The sequence below is a fragment of the Amycolatopsis sp. NPDC006131 genome, from assembly GCF_040614175.1.
GTDB classification, from domain to species: Bacteria; Actinomycetota; Actinomycetes; order Mycobacteriales; family Pseudonocardiaceae; genus Amycolatopsis_E; species Amycolatopsis_E tucumanensis.
Map to the genome: position 1 here is coordinate 16,196 of NZ_JBEXTX010000088.1, position 17,472 is coordinate 33,667.

The 17,472-nt window shown below is 73.5% G+C and carries 16 protein-coding genes and 1 pseudogene; 15 read left to right on the forward strand and 2 right to left on the reverse strand.

All coding sequences use genetic code 11. The features are described 5' to 3' along the window. The first annotated feature begins 16 nt into the window (after positions 1 to 16). Both ABZ215_RS32640 and ABZ215_RS32645 read left to right on the forward strand, forming a co-directional pair. Positions 17 to 2,080: a primosomal protein N' gene (locus ABZ215_RS32640; RefSeq protein ID WP_354954038.1), complete on the forward strand. Its 2,064-nt coding sequence runs from the start codon at positions 17 to 19 to the stop codon at positions 2,078 to 2,080. A gap of 74 nt (positions 2,081 to 2,154) precedes the next feature. Then, positions 2,155 to 2,479: pseudogene (locus ABZ215_RS32645) on the forward strand (IS982 family transposase); the annotation flags it as partial. Between the two features lie 16 nt (positions 2,480 to 2,495). Here ABZ215_RS32645 and ABZ215_RS32650 read toward each other — a convergent pair. Continuing rightward, positions 2,496 to 3,032 carry a hypothetical protein gene (locus ABZ215_RS32650; protein WP_354954040.1) on the reverse strand — a complete coding sequence of 179 codons (537 nt, stop codon included), beginning with the start codon at positions 3,030 to 3,032 and terminating at the stop codon, positions 2,496 to 2,498. A 51-nt stretch (positions 3,033 to 3,083) separates the two neighbouring features. Here ABZ215_RS32650 and ggt point away from each other — a divergent pair, with 51 nt between their 5' ends. The 9 genes from ggt to ABZ215_RS32695 all read left to right on the forward strand — a co-directional run bounded on the left by ggt (position 3,084) and on the right by ABZ215_RS32695 (position 11,487). Then, positions 3,084 to 4,859, forward strand: coding sequence for a gamma-glutamyltransferase (ggt, locus tag ABZ215_RS32655; protein ID WP_354954041.1), 1,776 nt, complete (start codon positions 3,084 to 3,086; stop codon positions 4,857 to 4,859). A 119-nt stretch (positions 4,860 to 4,978) separates the two neighbouring features. Continuing rightward, on the forward strand, positions 4,979 to 5,905 hold the full coding sequence (gene fmt / locus ABZ215_RS32660; RefSeq protein WP_354711942.1) for a methionyl-tRNA formyltransferase: 927 nt from the start codon (positions 4,979 to 4,981) through the stop codon (positions 5,903 to 5,905). Further along, positions 5,902 to 7,317 carry a transcription antitermination factor NusB gene (locus tag ABZ215_RS32665; protein WP_354954043.1) on the forward strand — a complete coding sequence of 472 codons (1,416 nt, stop codon included), beginning with the start codon at positions 5,902 to 5,904 and terminating at the stop codon, positions 7,315 to 7,317. The genes fmt and ABZ215_RS32665 overlap by 4 nt, the downstream gene beginning before the upstream one ends. After that, positions 7,314 to 7,823: a flavoprotein gene (locus ABZ215_RS32670; protein ID WP_020422342.1), complete on the forward strand. Its 510-nt coding sequence runs from the start codon at positions 7,314 to 7,316 to the stop codon at positions 7,821 to 7,823. Before ABZ215_RS32665 ends, ABZ215_RS32670 begins: the two co-directional genes overlap by 4 nt. Positions 7,824 to 7,867: 44 nt before the next feature. Next, a complete protein-coding gene (gene rpe / locus ABZ215_RS32675) occupies positions 7,868 to 8,557 on the forward strand; it encodes a ribulose-phosphate 3-epimerase (protein WP_354954045.1) in 690 nt (229 codons plus the stop codon). Positions 8,558 to 8,580: 23 nt separating this feature from the next. Then, complete coding sequence (locus ABZ215_RS32680; protein ID WP_020422340.1) at positions 8,581 to 9,216, forward strand: riboflavin synthase; 636 nt, start codon at positions 8,581 to 8,583, stop codon at positions 9,214 to 9,216. Then, the gene (locus ABZ215_RS32685; protein WP_039791936.1) at positions 9,213 to 10,523 is read left to right on the forward strand and encodes a bifunctional 3,4-dihydroxy-2-butanone-4-phosphate synthase/GTP cyclohydrolase II; all 1,311 of its coding nucleotides are present in this window, start codon (positions 9,213 to 9,215) and stop codon (positions 10,521 to 10,523) included. Before ABZ215_RS32680 ends, ABZ215_RS32685 begins: the two co-directional genes overlap by 4 nt. Further along, entirely contained in the window at positions 10,520 to 11,026 is a 507-nt protein-coding gene (ribH, locus tag ABZ215_RS32690; protein WP_020422338.1) for a 6,7-dimethyl-8-ribityllumazine synthase, read from the forward strand. Before ABZ215_RS32685 ends, ribH begins: the two co-directional genes overlap by 4 nt. Beyond that, entirely contained in the window at positions 11,023 to 11,487 is a 465-nt protein-coding gene (locus ABZ215_RS32695; RefSeq protein WP_354711946.1) for a PH domain-containing protein, read from the forward strand. Before ribH ends, ABZ215_RS32695 begins: the two co-directional genes overlap by 4 nt. 149 nt (positions 11,488 to 11,636) lie before the next feature. Here ABZ215_RS32695 and ABZ215_RS32700 read toward each other — a convergent pair whose 3' ends face one another. Then, positions 11,637 to 12,413: an exodeoxyribonuclease III gene (locus ABZ215_RS32700; protein WP_237339445.1), complete on the reverse strand. Its 777-nt coding sequence runs from the start codon at positions 12,411 to 12,413 to the stop codon at positions 11,637 to 11,639. Positions 12,414 to 12,503: 90 nt separating this feature from the next. Between ABZ215_RS32700 and uvrC the strand changes: the two genes are divergently transcribed. From uvrC to whiA, 4 genes are read left to right on the forward strand one after another with little or no spacing between them, the layout of a single operon-like run. Beyond that, positions 12,504 to 14,447: an excinuclease ABC subunit UvrC gene (gene uvrC, locus ABZ215_RS32705; protein WP_354954047.1), complete on the forward strand. Its 1,944-nt coding sequence runs from the start codon at positions 12,504 to 12,506 to the stop codon at positions 14,445 to 14,447. An 11-nt stretch (positions 14,448 to 14,458) separates the two neighbouring features. Next, positions 14,459 to 15,340, forward strand: a complete 882-nt coding sequence (gene rapZ, locus ABZ215_RS32710; protein ID WP_017983053.1) for an RNase adapter RapZ — start codon at positions 14,459 to 14,461, stop codon at positions 15,338 to 15,340. Between the two features lie 8 nt (positions 15,341 to 15,348). Further along, positions 15,349 to 16,314 carry a uridine diphosphate-N-acetylglucosamine-binding protein YvcK gene (gene yvcK, locus ABZ215_RS32715; RefSeq protein WP_354954049.1) on the forward strand — a complete coding sequence of 322 codons (966 nt, stop codon included), beginning with the start codon at positions 15,349 to 15,351 and terminating at the stop codon, positions 16,312 to 16,314. Positions 16,315 to 16,323: 9 nt separating this feature from the next. Then, positions 16,324 to 17,313, forward strand: a complete 990-nt coding sequence (whiA, locus tag ABZ215_RS32720; protein WP_354711948.1) for a DNA-binding protein WhiA — start codon at positions 16,324 to 16,326, stop codon at positions 17,311 to 17,313. The last annotated feature ends 159 nt before the right edge of the window (positions 17,314 to 17,472 follow it).

Below are 17,472 nucleotides of genomic sequence, written 5' to 3' on the forward strand. Positions count from 1 at the left end.
CTGGTAGAGAACAAGCGTGACCTCTTCCGACGCGCTCTGGGACCTGCCCGCGTCCCCGAAACGGGCCGCGGCGAAGCGTCCGGCGTCCCGGAAGGGGCAGCAGAAGCCGGCGGAGAAGGATCCCGTCGCACGCATCGTGGTGGACGTGCCGCTCGCGCACCTGGACCGCACCTTCGACTACCAGGTGCCGGACAAGCTCGACGCCGACGCGGTGCCCGGCTGCCGCGTGCGGGTGCGGTTCGCCGGGCAGCTGGTCGACGGGTTCCTCGTCGAGCGCGCGTCCACCACCGAGCACAAGGGGCGGCTGGCGTTCCTGGAGCGGGTCACCTCGCCCGAGCCGGTCCTGTCGCCGACCCTCTACGGGCTGGCCCGCCGCGTCGCCGACCACTACGGCGGCACCCTCATGGACGTGCTCCGGCTGGCCATCCCGCCCCGGCACGCCAAGGCCGAGTCCGAGCCCGCCCGTGAGCGCGCCGAGGTGACCGAGGCGCCCTCGGCGCAGGCGTGGCAGCGGTACCAGTTCGGCGGGTCGTTCACCGACGCGCTGCGCGCCGCCCGGCAGGCCCACGCCGTGTGGCAGGCGCTGCCGGGGGAGGACTGGCCCGCGCGGCTGGCCGAACTCGCGGCCCTCGCCGCCGCGAGCGGGCGCGGCGCGCTGCTGGTCGTGCCGGACCACCGCGACCTGACGCGCGTGCACGACGCGTGCGTGCGGATCGCCGGTGCGGACGCCGTGGTCGCGTTGTCCGCCGATACTGGGCCGGCCGAGCGGTACCGGCGGTGGCTGGCGGTGTCACGCGGGTCGGTGCCGATCGTGGTCGGCACCCGCGCGGCGATGTTCGCCCCGGTCGCCGACCCGGGGCTGTTCGTGGTGTGGGACGACGGCGACGACCTGCACGTCGACCCGCACATGCCGTACCCGCAGGTGCGGGACGTGCTCGCGCTGCGGGCCCACGCGCAGGGCGCGTCGTTCGTCGCGGGCGGGTTCGCCCGCACCGCGGAGGCCCAGCTGCTGGTCGAGACGCGGTGGGCGCACCCGATCGTCGGATCCCGCGACGAGCTGCGGAAGGCCGCGCCGCGCGTGACCCCGGTCGGCGAGGACTTCGACGTGGCGCGCGACGAGGCCGCGCGCGTGGCCCGGCTGCCCTCGGTGGCGTTCGAGGCCGCGCGGCAGTCGTTGTCGGCCGGCGCGCCCGTGCTGGTGCAGGTGCCCCGGCGCGGTTACGTGCCCGCGCTGGCGTGCGGGCAGTGCCGGACGCCCGCGCACTGCCGCCGTTGCGCCGGCCCGCTCGGGTTGCCGGGCGGGGCGGGGGCCGACGTGGCGCACCCGCCGAGCTGCCGCTGGTGCGGCACCCCCGAGGCGCACTTCCGGTGCCCGGCCTGCGGTTCCGCGCGGCTGCGGGCGGTGGTGGTCGGCGCGAAGCGGACCGCGGAAGAGCTGGGCCGGGCGTTCCCGGGCGTGCCGGTGCGCACCTCGGGCGCGCGGGAGGTGCTGGCGTCCGTGCCCGGGCGGCCGGCGCTGGTCGTGTCCACGCCCGGGGCCGAGCCGGTGGCCGAGGGCGGCTACGGCGCGGCGCTGCTGCTGGACGGCTGGGCGCTGCTGGGGCGGCAGGACCTGCGGGCGGCGGAGGAGACGCTGCGGCGCTGGATGGCGGCGGCGGCGCTGGTGCGGCCGTCGTCGGCGGGCGGCCGGGTCGTCGTCGGCGCGGAGGCCCCGCTCGCGCCGGTGCAGGCACTGGTCCGCTGGGACCCGGCCTGGCACGCCGAGCGGGAACTGGCCGAGCGCCGCGAACTGGGCTTCCCGCCCGCGGTGCGGATGGCGAGCGTGGAAGGCACGCCGGAGGCGGTGGCCGCGCTGCTCGCGGAGACGGAGCTGCCGCCGTCCGCGGAGGTCCTCGGGCCGGTGCCGCTGACCGAGCCGGACGAGGAGGGCCGCTCCGAGCGGGAGCGGGCGCTGATCCGCGTGCCCCGCGCGGACGGGCGGGCGCTGGCGTCCTGCCTGGCCTCGGCGCAGGCCGCGCGGGCCGCACGCAAGGAAACCGCGGCGGTGCGGATCCAGCTGGACCCGCTGGCCCTCATCTAGATGAGTAAGTCCTAACCCTGGGTGGTGTGTGGAGATGGGTGAAGGGTGTTCAAGATCAGTTTGTGAGGACTGACCTGCTCATCCTGGCCGACAAGGGCTACGTCTCCCAAGAACTGGGCACCTACCTGACCGACCGCGGAGTGCGACTGCGGCGACCGTCCTACCGCAACCGCATCCCGCACCCGGCCCAGCACCTGCTCAAACCGGTCGGCCATCTCATCGAATCGGTCAACGCCAGCCTCAAAGGCCAACTCGACCTCGAACTACACGGCGGCCGCACCATCGAAGGAGTCGCCGCCCGCATCGCACAACGCCTCCTCGCGCTCACCGCCGCCATCTGGCACAACCGCGCCACCAGCCAACCCCACCACCCGATCCCTGATCGCCTACGACCACTGACCGAGATCGGAATTACTCATCTAGGGGCGAGCGCGTGACCGGCCGCGGCGAACAACGCGAAGCCGGACAGCACACCCGCCACCAGGCCGATCACCGCCGCGCTCGCGCTCATGGCGGCGAGCACGAACCCGGCCACCCCGAGCACCGTCATGGCCCCGCCCAGCGTCACGAACCGGGCGAGCCGGAACGCCCGCCCCATCGCGACGAAGTGCACCCCGACCACCACGGCGATCCACGCGACACCCGCTTCGCCGTGCCCGAGCACGCCGTTGATCACGAACAACCCGCCGAACAGCGCCACCACCTCGGCCGCGACGATCAGCCAGAACCGGTGCCGGCCGAAGAACGTCGTGCCCGCGCCGCCCACCGGCTTCCCGCGCCGCGCCAGCAGCGCGAACAACGCCACCGCCACCACCGCGGCGGCGATCCGGAGCACCAGCGGCCACGGCGCGGCGAGCCCGCCGCTGTTGACGAGCACGAACACGAGGCCGAACACGATCGCGATGAGGGAGCCGATCGCTTCGCCGGCGCTGATCCTGGACACGGTGATCATCCTGCCCTGCTCCGGTTGAGCGCGGGCGCGGAACCGGGCAGACTGCGGAAAATGCGGACTCTGCGTGCTTTCGCGGTTCTCGTCAGTGCGGTCCTGCTCGCCCCCGGCGTCGCGTACGCCGAAGAGGCCCCACCGAAACAGCCGGTCGCCACCGGGTTCGGCGGCGCGGTCGCCAGCATCGACGCCGACGCCACCGCGATCGGCACCAGGGTGCTGGCCGAAGGCGGCAACGCGGTGGACGCGGCCGTCGCCACCGCCGCGGCCCTCGGCGTCACCGACCCCTTCTCCGCCGGCATCGGCGGCGGCGGGTTCTTCGTCTACTACGACGCCCGCACCCGCCAGGTCCACACCCTCGACGGCCGCGAGACCGCGCCCGCCAGCGCCGACGAAAACCTCTTCGTCGAAAACGGGCAGCCGATCCCGTTCGCCGAGGCCGTCACCAGCGGCCTGTCCGTCGGCGTGCCCGGCACGCCGGCCACCTGGCAGGACGCGCTGCGCAAGTGGGGCACCCGGTCGCTGAACCAGGTGCTGCGCCCCGCCGCCCGCCTGGCCCGCGACGGCTTCACCGTGGACCAGACCTTCCACACGCAGATCGCCAACAACGCGCAGCGCTTCTCGGCGTTCCCGAGCACCCGCGAGCTGTACCTGCCCGGGGGCGCGCCGCCCGCGGTCGGCAGCACGTTCGCCAACCCGGACCTGGCTGCGACCTACGAGACGCTGGCGCGCCAGGGCGTGCGCGCGCTCTACCGCGGCCCGATCGCCGAGGAGATCGCGGCGACCGTGCAGCAGCCGCCGGTCGATCCGGCCGCCGGGCTCAACGTCCGGCCCGGCAAGCTGACCACCGACGACATCGCCGCCTACCGCACGGTGGAGCGCGAACCCACCCGCACGCGCTACCGCGGCCTCGACGTCTACGGCATGCCCGCGCCGTCCTCCGGCGGGCTGACCGTGGGCGAGGCGCTGAACATCCTGGAGAACTTCGACGTCGCCCGGTTCGGCGAGGCCGACTACCTGCACCACTTCCTGGAAGCGAGCCGTCTCGCGTTCGCCGACCGCAACCGGTGGATCGGCGACCCGGCGTTCGTCGACGTGCCCGCGCGGGAGCTGCTCAGCCAGCGGTTCGCGGACAGCCGCGCGTGCCTGATCGACCCGTCCCGCGCGGCGGAGGGCACCGTCGCCGCCGGGGACCCGCGCCACCCGCAGCCGTGCGCGGCCGGGACCGCGGCGCCGACCCCGTACGAGGGCGAGAACACCACCCACCTGACCGTCGCCGACCGGTGGGGCAACGTGGTCGCCTACACGCTGACGATCGAGCAGGAGGGCGGCAGCGGCATCGTGGTGCCCGGCCGCGGTTTCCTGCTCAACAACGAGCTGACCGACTTCTCGTTCACCCCGGTCACCCCGGGCGTGCCCGACCCGAACCTGCCCGGCCCGGGCAAGCGCCCGCGGTCGTCCATGGCGCCGACGATCATCCTGGAGCACGGCAAGCCGCTGCTCGCCACTGGTTCGCCCGGTGGCGCGTCGATCATCACGACGGTGCTGCAGGTGCTGCTCGGCCGGCTGGACCGCGGGCTGTCGCTGGAGGAGGCGATCGCCGCGCCGCGGGCCTCGCAGCGCAACTCCGGGCCCGCCCAGGTCGAACCGGCGTTCCTCGCGCTGCGGGAGGCCTCCGACCTGCGGGCACGGGGCCAGCTGTTCTCGTCGACGCCGGCCGAGATCGGCGCCGCGACGGGGGTGGAGCGCCTCCCGGACGGCCGGTGGCTGGCCGCGGCCGAGCCGGTGCGCCGCGGCGGGGGAGCGGCGCAGGTGGTGCACCCCGCGCCCTGATCGCGGATCTCGCCCCCGCCCGGGCCGGACGCCCTGATCCGGCCGGGCGGGGCGCCGGGGCCGGTCACTAGACTGGCTCCGATGCCCACCCACTCCACACCCCTCGCCGAGGTGCGTTGATGCGCCTCGTCTTCGCCGGTACCCCCGAACCCGCCGTGCCGTCGCTGCGCGCGCTCCTCGACTCGCCGCGGCACGAGGTCGTCGCCGTCGTCACGCGGCCCGACGCGCCCGCGGGCCGGGGCCGCAAGCTGCTGCGCTCACCCGTCGGCGCCCTCGCCGACGAACACGGCATCGAGGTCCTCACCCCGCCCAAGGCCGGCGACCCGGATTTCCTGCGGCGCCTGACCGAACTCGCCCCCGACGCGTGCCCTGTCGTCGCCTACGGGGCGCTCCTGCCGCAGCGCACCCTCGACATCCCGCGGCACGGCTGGATCAACCTGCACTTCTCGCTGCTGCCCGCGTGGCGCGGCGCGGCGCCGGTGCAGGCCGCCATCCGCGCCGGCGACGAGATCACCGGCGCGTCCACCTTCCGCATCGTCAAGGAACTCGACGCGGGCCCGGTCTTCGGCGTGGTCACCGAGAAGATCGCCGGCGACGACACCGCGGGCGCCCTCCTGGACCGCCTCGCGGTCTCCGGCGCCCGCCTCCTGGCGTCCACATTGGACGGCATCGAGGACGGCGAGGTCCAGGCGGTGCCCCAGCCCGCCGACGGCGTCACCTACGCCCCGAAGGTCAGCGTCGAGGACGCGCGCGTCACGTTCACCGACCCGGCCGCCGCGGTCGACCGCCTGATCCGCTCGGTCACGCCGGATCCGGGCGCGTGGACCGAGTTCCGCGGCGAACGCTTCAAGCTCGGCCCGGTCACGATCGTCGACGAGCCCCCGCTGGCGCCCGGCGAGCTGCGCGTCGAGCGCAAGCGCGTCCTGGCGGGCACGGCGACGAAACCGGTGCGGCTGGGCGAGGTCCAGGCGCAGGGCAAGAAACGCATGGCGGCCACCGACTGGGCCCGCGGCACCCGCATCGAGCAAGGAGAACGGCTGTCATGAACGAGCCCAGGCCTGCCCGGCCCCAGCGCGGCCGACCGGCGCCCCGCAAACAGGGCCCCCGCCGCCCACCGGCCGAGGACCCGGCGCGCCGCGTCGCGCTGGAGGTGCTGCGCGCCGTCCGCCAGCGCGACGCCTACGCCAACCTCGTGCTGCCCGACATGCTGCGCCGCAACCGGCTGTCCGGCCGGGACGCCGCGCTGGCCACCGAGCTCGCCTACGGCGCCTCCCGCGCCCAGGGCACGCTCGACGCGATCCTCGCCGCGTGCCTGGACCGGCCCCTGGACAAGGTCGACGGACCGGTCCTGGACTGCCTCCGCCTCGGCGCCTACCAGCTGCTGCGCACCCGCATCCCGGAGCACGCCGCGGTCACCTCGACCGTCGACCTGGCCCGCGCCGACGCCGGCTCGCACGTCGCCGGGTTCGTCAACGCCGTCCTGCGCAGCGTCTCGGAGAAGGACGAGGACGCGTGGATGGCGGAGCTGACCCCGGACCGCGACAAGGACCCGATCGGGCACCTCGCGATGCGCACCGCCCACCCGCGGTGGGTGGCGCGCGCGTTCGCCGAGGCGCTCGGCGACAAGGGCGACGACCTGCAGGCGGCGCTGGAGGCCGACGACGCCCGTCCCGCCGTCCACCTGGCCGCACGGCCCGGTGAGATCAGCGCCGACGAGCTGGCCGCCATCACCGGCGGCGACGTCGCCCCGTACTCGCCCTACGGCGTGCACCTGCCCGCGGGCGCGGGCGACCCCGGCGACTCGGAGCCGATCCGGGAACGCCTCGCGGTGGTGCAGGACGAGGGCAGCCAGCTGTGCGCGGTCGCGCTCACCCGGGTGCCGCTGGAGGGTGCCGACGAGCGCTGGCTCGACCTGTGCGCGGGCCCCGGCGGCAAGGCCGGGATGCTCGGCGCGCTCGCCGCGACCCAGGGCGCGCACGTGGACGCCGTCGAGCAGGCTCCGCACCGCGCGAAGCTCGTCGAGCAGGCGACCGAGGGCCTGCCGGTCACCGTGCACGTCGCCGACGGCCGCGACCCCGGCCTGGAACCCGGCTTCGACCGCGTCCTGGTCGACGCGCCGTGCAGCGGCCTGGGCGCGCTGCGCCGCCGCCCCGAGGCGCGGTGGCGGCGCAAGCCCTCCGACGTGCCGGACCTGACCAGGCTGCAGGGCGAGCTGCTCACCTCGGCGCTGGACCTCACCCGCTCCGGTGGCGTGGTGGCCTACGTCGTCTGCTCGCCGCACCTGGCCGAGACCGAGGGCGTCGTCGGCGAGATCGCCCGCCGCAGCAAGGCCGAGGTGCTGGACGCGCGCGAGTTCTTCCCCGGCGTGCCCCAGCTCGGCGACGGGCCGTACGTGCAGCTGTGGCCGCACCGGCACGGCACGGACGCGATGTTCTGCGCCGTGCTGCGCAAGCCGTGACCGTCCTCGGCCTGATCGGCAGCTCGTGCGGGGGACTGGACACCCGGTTCCGCGCCGAGCTGGCCGCGCCCGCCGCCGCCCGCGGCCACCGGCTCGCGATCACCCTCACGCCGACCGCGCACCGCTGGCTGGACGCGGCCGGTGAACTCGAGCCGCTGGCCGCGCTGACCGACCTGCCGGTCCGCGCCGCCTCGCGGCTGCCCGGCGAGCCGCGCCCGCACCCGGACCCGCCGGTCTTCCTGTTCGCGCCGGCGTCGGCCAACTCGGTCGCCAAGCTCGCGCTGGGCATCGCCGACAACCAGGCCCTCACCGTCCTGGGTGACGTGCTCGGCGATCCGGCCGTGACGATCATCGTCGGATACCAGGTGCAGGACGCCCGGTTCCGGCACCCGGCCTGGCGGCGGCACCTGGACACCCTCGCCGAGGCGGGCGTGCGGGTGCGGCGGCTGGAGTACGGCAAGCCCTGGTCGGAGATCCTGGACCTGCTGCCCGCGTCCACAGGATGAGTGGGGCCACGGGCGCGCGGACGCACGATCTACACTCCGTAACCGTGGCCCACCGACCTCTCATCGCGCCCAGCATCCTGTCCGCCGACTTCGCCCGTCTGGGCGAGGAGATCCACGCCGTCGCCGGTGGCGGCGACACCAGGGCCGACTGGGTCCACGTGGACGTCATGGACAACCACTTCGTGCCCAACCTGACGCTGGGCCTGCCGGTCGTGCAGTCGCTGCTGACGGCCACGGACATCCCGCTGGACTGCCACCTGATGATCGAGGACCCGGACCGCTGGGCCATCGGCTATGCGGAGGCCGGCGCCTACAACGTCACCGTGCACGTCGAGGCGGCCGCCGACCCGGTGATGCTGGCGAAGAACCTGCGTGCCGCGGGCGCCAAGGCCGGGCTGTCCATCAAGCCGGGCACCCCGCTGGAGGACCACGTCGAGACCCTCAAGCACTACGACACGCTGCTGGTGATGTCGGTCGAACCGGGCTTCGGCGGCCAGTCGTTCATCCCGGACGTGCTGGAGAAGGTCCGCACCGCGCGCCGCCTCGTCGACACCGGCCACCTCAAGCTGGTCGTGGAGATCGACGGCGGCATCAACGCCGACACGATCGAGCAGGCCGCCGAGGCCGGCGTGGACTGCTTCGTCGCCGGCTCCGCCGTCTACGGCGCGGAAGACCCCGGCAAGGCCGTCGCGGCCCTGCGCGAACGTGCCGCCCGCGCAGGCGCGGCACACTGACACCGACAAGGAGGGGCGCGCCAGTGTTCACCGGGATTGTGGAGGAGCTCGGCGAGATCACCGCCGTCGAGCAGGTTCCCAACGCCGCGCGGCTCACCGTGCGCGGGCCCGTGGTGACCTCCGACGCCAAGCACGGCGACTCGATCGCCGTCAGCGGGGTGTGCCTGACCGTCGTCGACGTGTTCGGCGCCGAGTTCACCGTCGACGTGGTGCACGAAACGTTGCAGCGGTCCCGGCTGGCCCGGATCGCCGTCGGTGACCGGGTGAACCTGGAGCGCGCGACCGCGGTCGGGGACCGGCTCGGCGGGCACATCATGCAGGGCCACGTCGACGGCACCGGGGTGTTCCTGTCCCGCGATCCGGACGGGCTGACCCGGTTCGCGCTGCCGGAGGGGCTGTCCCGCTACGTCGTGGAGAAGGGCTCGATCGCCGTCGACGGCATCTCGCTCACCGTGGCGAGTGTGACGAATGACGAGTTCTCCGTGGCGCTGATTCCGACGACACTGGAACTGACCACCCTCGGCCGTGCCGAGCCGGGTGATCCGGTGAACCTCGAGGTCGACGTGCTCGCCAAGTACGTGGAGAAGCTCGCGACGCCCCATCTGCCCGGCCGCACGGAGCACACTGGAGCCGGGGCAGGCTCGAAGGAGGACGCGTGAGCAGCGCAGCAACACCGTGCGGGGCGGGGGTGCCGGTCGACGTCGCCGGCATCGAGAAGGCGATCGCGGACATCGCCGCCGGGCGGCCGGTGGTCGTCGTCGACGACGAGGACCGCGAGAACGAGGGCGACCTGATCTTCGCCGCCGAGAAGGCGACGCCGGAGCTGCTCGCCTTCATGGTGCGCTACACCTCGGGCTACGTCTGCGTGGCGCTCACCGAGGAGGACTGCAACCGGCTGGACCTCCCGCCGATGTACCACACGAACCAGGACCAGCGCGGCACCGCGTACACGGTCACGGTGGACGCGGCCGAGGGCATCACCACCGGCATCTCCGCCTCCGACCGGGCGCACACGATCCGGCTGCTCGCGGACCCGAAGTCGCAGGCCAGCGACTTCCGCAGGCCGGGGCACGTGGTCCCGCTGCGTGCCAAGGAGGGCGGCGTGCTGCGCCGCCCCGGGCACACCGAGGCCTCCGTCGACCTGGCCCGCATGGCCGGGCTGCACCCGTCGGGCGTGCTGTGCGAGATCGTCTCCCAGAAGGACGAGGGGGACATGGCGCGCCGGGACGAGCTGGAGGTGTTCGCCTCCGACCACGACCTGCAGATCATCACGATCGCCGACCTGATCGCCTACCGGCGCCGCCACGAGAAGCAGGTCGAGCGGGTCGCCGAGGCGCGCATCCCGCTCGAGGCCGGCGTGTTCCGCGCCGTCGGTTACGATAGCCTGCTGGACGGCATCGAGCACGTCGCGTTCGTGTACGGCGAGATCGGCGACGGCGAGGACATCCTGGTGCGGGTGCACTCGGAGTGCCTCACCGGCGACGTGTTCGGCTCGCTGCGCTGCGACTGCGGCCCGCAGCTGGACGCGGCGCTGCGGATCGTCGCCGACGAGGGCCGGGGTGTCGTGCTCTACATCCGCGGCCACGAGGGCCGTGGCATCGGGCTGCTGCACAAGTTGCAGGCCTACCAGCTGCAGGACCTCGGCGCGGACACGGTGGACGCGAACCTGGCGCTCGGGGTGCCCGCGGACGCCCGCGACTACGGCACGGGCGCGCAGATCCTGTGCGACCTGGGTGTGCGGTCGATGCGGCTGCTGACGAACAACCCGGCGAAGCGGATCGGCCTGGAGGGCTACGGCCTGAAGGTCACCGGCCGGGTGCCGCTGCCGATCTCGCCGAACCCGGAGAACCTGCGTTACCTGCGCACGAAGCGGGACCGGATGGGCCACGACCTGTCCAACCTGGAGGAGTTCGACCAGGTCGGCGCCGACCTGGAGGCACGGAACGGGAACGGTGCTTCGCAGTGAGTGGTGAGGGCAGGCCGGACGTCGAGCTCGACCTGAGCGAGTGCGAGAACCTGCGGCTGGGCATCGTGGCGACGCGGTGGCACGCGAAGATCACCGACGCCCTGCTGGAGAACGCGCTGAAGGCCGTGCGCGAGGCGAAGCTGTCGGAGGAGCCGACGGTGGTGCGCGTCGCCGGCGCGGTGGAGCTGCCGGTGGTGGCGCAGGCGCTGGCCCGCACGCACGACGCGGTGGTCGCGCTCGGCGTGGTCATCCGCGGCGGCACGCCGCACTTCGAGTACGTGTGCGACGCGGTGACGGCCGGCCTGACGCGGGTCGCGCTGGACGAGGGCACGCCCGTCGGCAACGGGGTGCTGACCTGCGACACCGAGCAGCAGGCGCTGGACCGGTCCGGGCTGCCCGGGTCGAAGGAGGACAAGGGCCGCGAGGCCACGCAGGCGGCGCTGGACGCGGCGCACGTGCTGCGGTCGCTGCGGCAGCCGTGGACCGATCGGAAGTTCGTGTGAGCGCAGCCGTGGCGGAGAAGTCGGAGGCCGTGGTGTTCCGGCCGCACCGGGCGACGTGGATGTCGGCGGTGCTGGCGGTCGTGCTGCTGGCGGTGTTCGTGGTCGTGGCGATCCTGCTGCGCGGCTCGGACACCGGCGTGATCTTCCAGCGGTCCGACCAGGTCGCCATGGTGTTCATCGGACTGCTGCTCGCCGGGGCGACGATGCTGTTCGCGACGCCCAGGGTGCGGGCGGACGCCTCGGGCGTGCAGGTGCGCAACGTGCTGGTGGGGCGCCGGTTCAGCTGGCTGGAGGTGCTGTCGGTGAGCTTCCCCGACGGCGCCTCGTTCGCCCGGCTGGAGCTGCCGGAGGACGAGTACTACGCGATGCTGGCGATCCAGGCGGTCGACCGGGACCGCGCGGTCGAGGCGGTGCGCACGCTGCGCCGGCTGCACAAGGAAGCCTGGGCCGCGCAGGACTGAGCTCGCCCGTCCACCCCTGCCCGGACCGCCCGAGCGCAGAACTCGCGCGCGTGAGCGTGGGACTCGCGCGTGCCGGCGAGTCCCACGTTCGGGACAGCGAGTTCTGCGTTCAGGAGCGTGAACTCCGCGTTCGCGCCCCGCGCGGCGGGTCAGACCGTCAGGTCCACCACCACCGGCGCGTGGTCCGACGTGCCCTTGCCCTTGCGCGCCTCCCGGTCCACGTACGCGTCGCTCACCGCGCCCGTGAACTTCGCCGATCCGAAGACGAGGTCGATCCGCATCCCGTTGTTCTTCGGGAACGCCAGCTGCCGGTAGTCCCAGTACGTGTAGGGCGTGTCGTACTTCAGGGCGCGCGGCAGGACCTCCTCCAGGCCCGCCTCGCGCAGCGCCGCCAGCGCCGCCCGCTCCGCCTCCGTCACGTGCGTCATGCCGTCGAACAACGTGATGTCCCAGACGTCGGCGTCGGTGGGTGCGATGTTGAAGTCGCCCAGCACCGCGAACGGCCGGTCCTCCGCCGCCTCGGCCGCGACCGTCGCCCGTAGCGCCGACAGCCACTGCAGCTTGTACGCGTAGTGCGGGTGCGCCACCTCCCGCCCGTTGGGCACGTACACCGACCACACCCGCACCCCGCCGCACGTCGCGCCGATCGCGCGCGGCTCGGAGACGTCGTCGAACGTCGGTTCGCCGTCCAGCCCGCGCCGCACGTCCGCCAGCCCCACCCGGGACAGGATCGCCACGCCGTTCCACCGGCCGGTCCCGTACGCCGCCACCTCGTAGCCCGCCGCGGCCACCTCGGCCGGGAACGCCTCCGTGGCGCACTTCAGCTCCTGCAGGCACACCACGTCCGGCTGGGCGGTCTCGAGCCAGGACAGCAGCTTCGGCAGCCGCGCGGTGACGGAGTTGACGTTCCAGGTGGCGATGCGCATGATCCCGAGAATCGCATACCCGCCCGGCCCGGCCGCACGCGGCGGGAGGGGTGCGTCGGACTGTCACACCCGAGCCATAGGCTGGAGGGCGTGGCTGACCCGTCCACCTACCGTCCCTCGCCGGGGAGCATCCCGGAAGAGCCCGGCGTCTACAAGTTCCGCGACGCGACCAAGCGGGTCATCTACGTCGGCAAGGCCAAGAGCCTGCGCAGCCGGCTGAACTCCTACTTCGCCGACCTGTCCGGGCTGCACCCGCGCACCCGGCAGATGGTGACCACCGCGGCCAGCGTCGAGTGGACCGTGGTCTCCACCGAGGTCGAGGCACTCCAGCTCGAGTACAACTGGATCAAGGAGTTCGACCCGCGGTTCAACGTCCGCTACCGCGACGACAAGTCCTACCCCGTGCTGGCGGTGACCCTGCACGAGGAGTTCCCGCGGCTGCACGTCTACCGCGGCCCGCGCAAGAAGGGCGTCCGGTACTTCGGCCCGTACGCCCACGCGTGGGCGATCCGCGAGACGCTCGACCTGCTGCTGCGCGTGTTCCCGGCGCGCACCTGCTCCAACGGCGTGTTCCGCCGCCACGGCCAGATCGGCCGCCCGTGCCTGCTCGGCTACATCGACAAGTGCTCCGCCCCGTGCGTGGGCCGCGTCAGCGCCGAGGAGCACCGGGACATCGTGGAAGACTTCTGCGACTTCCTCTCCGGCCGCACCGACGCGATGGTGCGCAAGCTGGAGCGGGACATGGCCGAGGCGGCCGAGAACCTGGAGTTCGAGAAGGCCGCCCGCCTGCGCGACGACATCGGCGCGCTGCGGCGGGCGATGGAGAAGCAGGCCGTCGTGCTCGGCGACGGCACGGACGCCGACCTGGTCGCCTTCGCCCACGACGAGCTGGAGGCCGCGGTCCAGGTCTTCCACGTGCGCGGCGGCCGGGTGCGCGGCCAGCGCGGCTGGGTGATCGACAAGGCCGACGAGATGGGCGTGCCCGAGCTGGTCGAGCAGTTCCTCACCCAGTTCTACGGCGAGCAGGTCGAGCTGGCCGAGCAGGGCACCGACCTGGGCACGCCGGTGCCGCGCGAGGTGCTGGTGCCGGAGCTGCCCGAGGACGCCGAGGCGATGACCGAGTGGCTGTCCGGGCTGCGCGGCTCGCGGGTGCAGCTGCGGGTGCCGCAGCGCGGCGACAAGCGCGCGCTCGCCGAGACGGTGGAGCGCAACGCGCAGGAGGCGTTCCAGCAGCACAAGCTGCGCCGCGCGGGCGACCTGACCGCGCGCTCGGCCGCGCTGGCCGAGCTGCAGGAGCACCTCGGCCTGGACAGCGCGCCGCTGCGCATCGAGTGCGTCGACATCAGCCACACGCAGGGCACCGACGTGGTGGCGTCGCTGGTGGTGTTCGAGGACGGCGTGGCGCGCAAGTCGGAGTACCGGCGGTTCGCGCTGCGGGAGGCCGCCACCGAGGGGGATGTCGCCTCCATTGCCGAGGTCGTGCGGCGGCGGTTCGCTCGCTACCAGACCGAAACCCAGGAGGGCCTGGCGGGCGAGAAGCCGGGCATCGACCCGGAGACCGGGCGGCCGCGCAAGTTCGCGTACCCGCCGAACCTGCTGGTGGTCGACGGCGCGGGCCCGCAGGCGACGGCGGCGGCGGACGTGCTGGCGGAGATGGGCATCACCGACATCGCCGTGGTCGGCCTGGCGAAGCGGCTGGAGGAGGTGTGGCTGCCCGGCGACCCCGATCCGGTGATCCTGCCGCGCACCTCCGAGGCCCTGTACCTGCTGCAGCGGGTGCGGGACGAGGCGCACCGGTTCGCGATCGCCTACCACCGGCAGAAGCGCGCCAAGCGCGTTCAGATGTCCGCTTTGGACGGTGTGCCGGGGCTGGGGCAGGCGCGGCGGGCCGCGCTGATCAAGCACTTCGGCTCGGTGAAGCGGCTGAAGGAAGCAGGGGTGGACGAGATCGCGCAGGTGCCTGGCGTGGGGAAGCGCACGGCCGAGGCGATCTTCGCGGCGTTGGCCTCGCAAGGGGAGTCGGAGAAGCAGTGACGGGAGAGACGATGGCCGAGGACCGGGGCACCGGCATGGAGGTCGCGGTGGTGACCGGCCTGTCCGGCGCCGGCCGCAGCACGGCCGCGAAGTGCCTGGAGGATCTGGGCTGGTTCGTGGTGGACAACCTGCCGCCCGAGCTGATCGCGACCATGGTCGAGCTGGGGGCGCAGGCCCGCGGCGCGATCACGAAGGTGGCCGTCGTGATGGACGTGCGCTCGCGCGCGTTCACCGACGACCTGTCCTCCATCATCAAGGACCTCGACGCGCGCGGCTACAAGCCGCGGGTGCTGTTCCTGGAGGCCACGGACGCGGTGCTGGTGCGCCGGTTCGAGCAGGTGCGCCGCGGCCACCCGCTGCAGGGCGACGGCCGCCTGATCGACGGCATCACCGCCGAACGGCAGATGCTCGCGCCGCTGCGCGAGGAGGCCGACCTGGTGCTGGAGACCTCCGCGCTGTCGGTGCACGACCTACGCGCCAAGATCGAGGACGCGTTCGGCACCGAGTCGGCGACGCAGACGCGGGTCACCGTGCTGTCCTTCGGCTACAAGTACGGCCTGCCGATGGACGCCGACCTGGTGATGGACGTGCGGTTCCTGCCGAACCCGTTCTGGATCCCGGAGCTGCGCGACCACACCGGGCTGGACGCGGAGGTGCGCAACTACGTGCTGTCGCAGGAGGGCGCGGAGGAGTTCCTCGACCGCTACCACCAGCTGCTGCGCCTGATCGGCGCCGGCTACCGGCGCGAGGGCAAGCGGTACCTGACGCTGGCGGTGGGCTGCACCGGCGGGAAGCACCGGAGTGTCGCGATCTCCGAGGAGCTGTCCCGGCTGCTGTCCAATGAGGACGGTATGGCGGTGAAGGTCATCCACCGGGACCTGGGACGCGAGTGACTCCGACGTTGCGCGCCGTCGCGCTGGGTGGTGGTCACGGGCTGCACGCGACGCTGACCGCGTTGCGGCGGCTGACCCCGGACGTGACCGCGGTGGTCACGGTCGCCGACGACGGTGGTTCTTCGGGCAGGCTGCGGCGTGAGCTGGGTCTGCTGCCGCCGGGGGACCTGCGGCAGGCCTTGGCCGCGCTGGCGGTCGCCGAGAAGGGCGAGTCGCTGTGGGCGGAGGTGTTCCAGCACCGCTTCGGCGGCAGCGGCGCCCTCACCGGGCACGCGGTCGGCAACCTGGTGCTGGCCGGGTTGTTCGAGGTGCTGGGCGATCCGGTGGCCGCGCTGGACGAGGCGCGGCGGCTGCTGGGGGTGTCCGGCCGGGTGCTGCCGATGTCGCCGGAGCCGCTGGAGATCGAGGCGGAGGTGTCCGGCCTCGACGACGACGGGACGCTGCGCCGCATCCGCGGCCAGGTCGCGGTGGCGAGCACGCCGGGCCGGGTCGAGCGGATCACGCTGCGCACGCCGAAGCGGCCCGGCGGTGTGCCCGCCGCGTGCGACGAGGCGGTGCAGGCCGTGCTGGACGCCGAGGCGGTGTTCCTGGGGCCTGGGTCGTGGTTTTCGAGCGTCATCCCGCACCTGATGGTGCCCGCCCTGCACGACGCGCTGCTGCGCACCGAGGCGACGAAGATCGTGGTCCTGAACCTCGTCCCTCAGCCGGGTGAGACGGCGGGGTTCTCACCCGAACGGCACTTGGACGTACTCTTCCAGCACGCGCCCGGGCTGCGGGTGGACGCGGTGATCGCCGACCGGGATTCGGTGCCGGCACCGGCCCGCCTGCGGGACGCGGCGGCGGGACTGGGGGCCAAGGCGCTTCTGGCGGACGTGGCGGACCCTGGTCGCGAGGGTGTGCACGATCCGGATGCGCTGGCGAGCTGTGTGCGGGAAGCTCTCGGTCTCAGCGGGACCGAGGGCCGGAAAGGGTAGGGAGGGGCCATGGCGATGACCGCCGCCGTGAAGGACGAGCTCAGCAGGCTGCAGATCACGAAGATCGGGCCGCGCCGGTCCGAAGTCGCGTCGATGCTGCGCTTCGCCGGGGGCTTGCACATCGTGGGGGGACGGGTGGTGGTGGAGGCCGAGCTCGACACGGGTTCGGTCGCGCGGCGACTGCGCAAGGAGATCCACGAGCTGTACGGCCACCACTCGGACGTGCACGTGCTGTCCGCGGGCGGGCTGCGGAAGACGACGAGGTACATCGTCCGGGTGGTTCAGGACGGCGAAAGCCTGGCCCGGCAGACGGGCCTGATCGACCAGCGGGGCCGCCCGGTGCGGGGCCTGCCCGCCGCGGTGGTGTCCGGCGGGATCGCCGACGCCGAGGCCGCGTGGCGGGGCGCGTTCCTGGCGCACGGTTCGCTGACCGAGCCCGGCCGGTCGTCTTCGTTGGAGGTCACCTGCCCCGGCCCGGAGGCGGCGCTGGCGCTCGTGGGGGCCGCCCGGCGGATGGGCATCCAGGCGAAGTCGAGGGAGGTGCGGGGAGCCGACCGGGTGGTGGTCCGCGACGGCGACGCCATCGGCGCCCTGCTGACCCGCTTGGGCGCCCACACGAGCGTCCTGCAGTGGGAAGAGCGCCGGATGCGCCGCGAGGTCCGGGCGACGGCCAACCGCCTGGCCAACTTCGACGACGCCAACCTGCGGCGCAGCGCACGAGCAGCGGTCGCGGCGGCCGCCAGGGTGGAGCGAGCGCTGGACATCCTGGCCGACACCGCACCCGAACACCTGCTCGCCGCCGGACGGTTGCGGCTGGAGAACCGGCAGGCGTCGCTGGAGGAGCTGGGCCAGCTGGCCGACCCCCCGATGACGAAGGACGCGGTGGCCGGCCGGATCAGGCGCCTGCTCGCCATGGCCGACAAGCGGGCGAAGGAACTGAACATCCCCGACACCGAAAGCGCCGTGACCCCGGAAATGCTCGAAGAGGAAAGCGTTTAACGGCGCCCAGCGCCATTCTTTGAACACAACCCGAGCTGGGTGGTCATCCCGTCGCCTGACACGCAACGATCACCTTGAGCCAGGGCCGCAACCCAGGCCGCCAACCGCAGGCCGACCATGCCAACCTTGCGGCCCTGGCTCAAGGTGATATGCACAAAC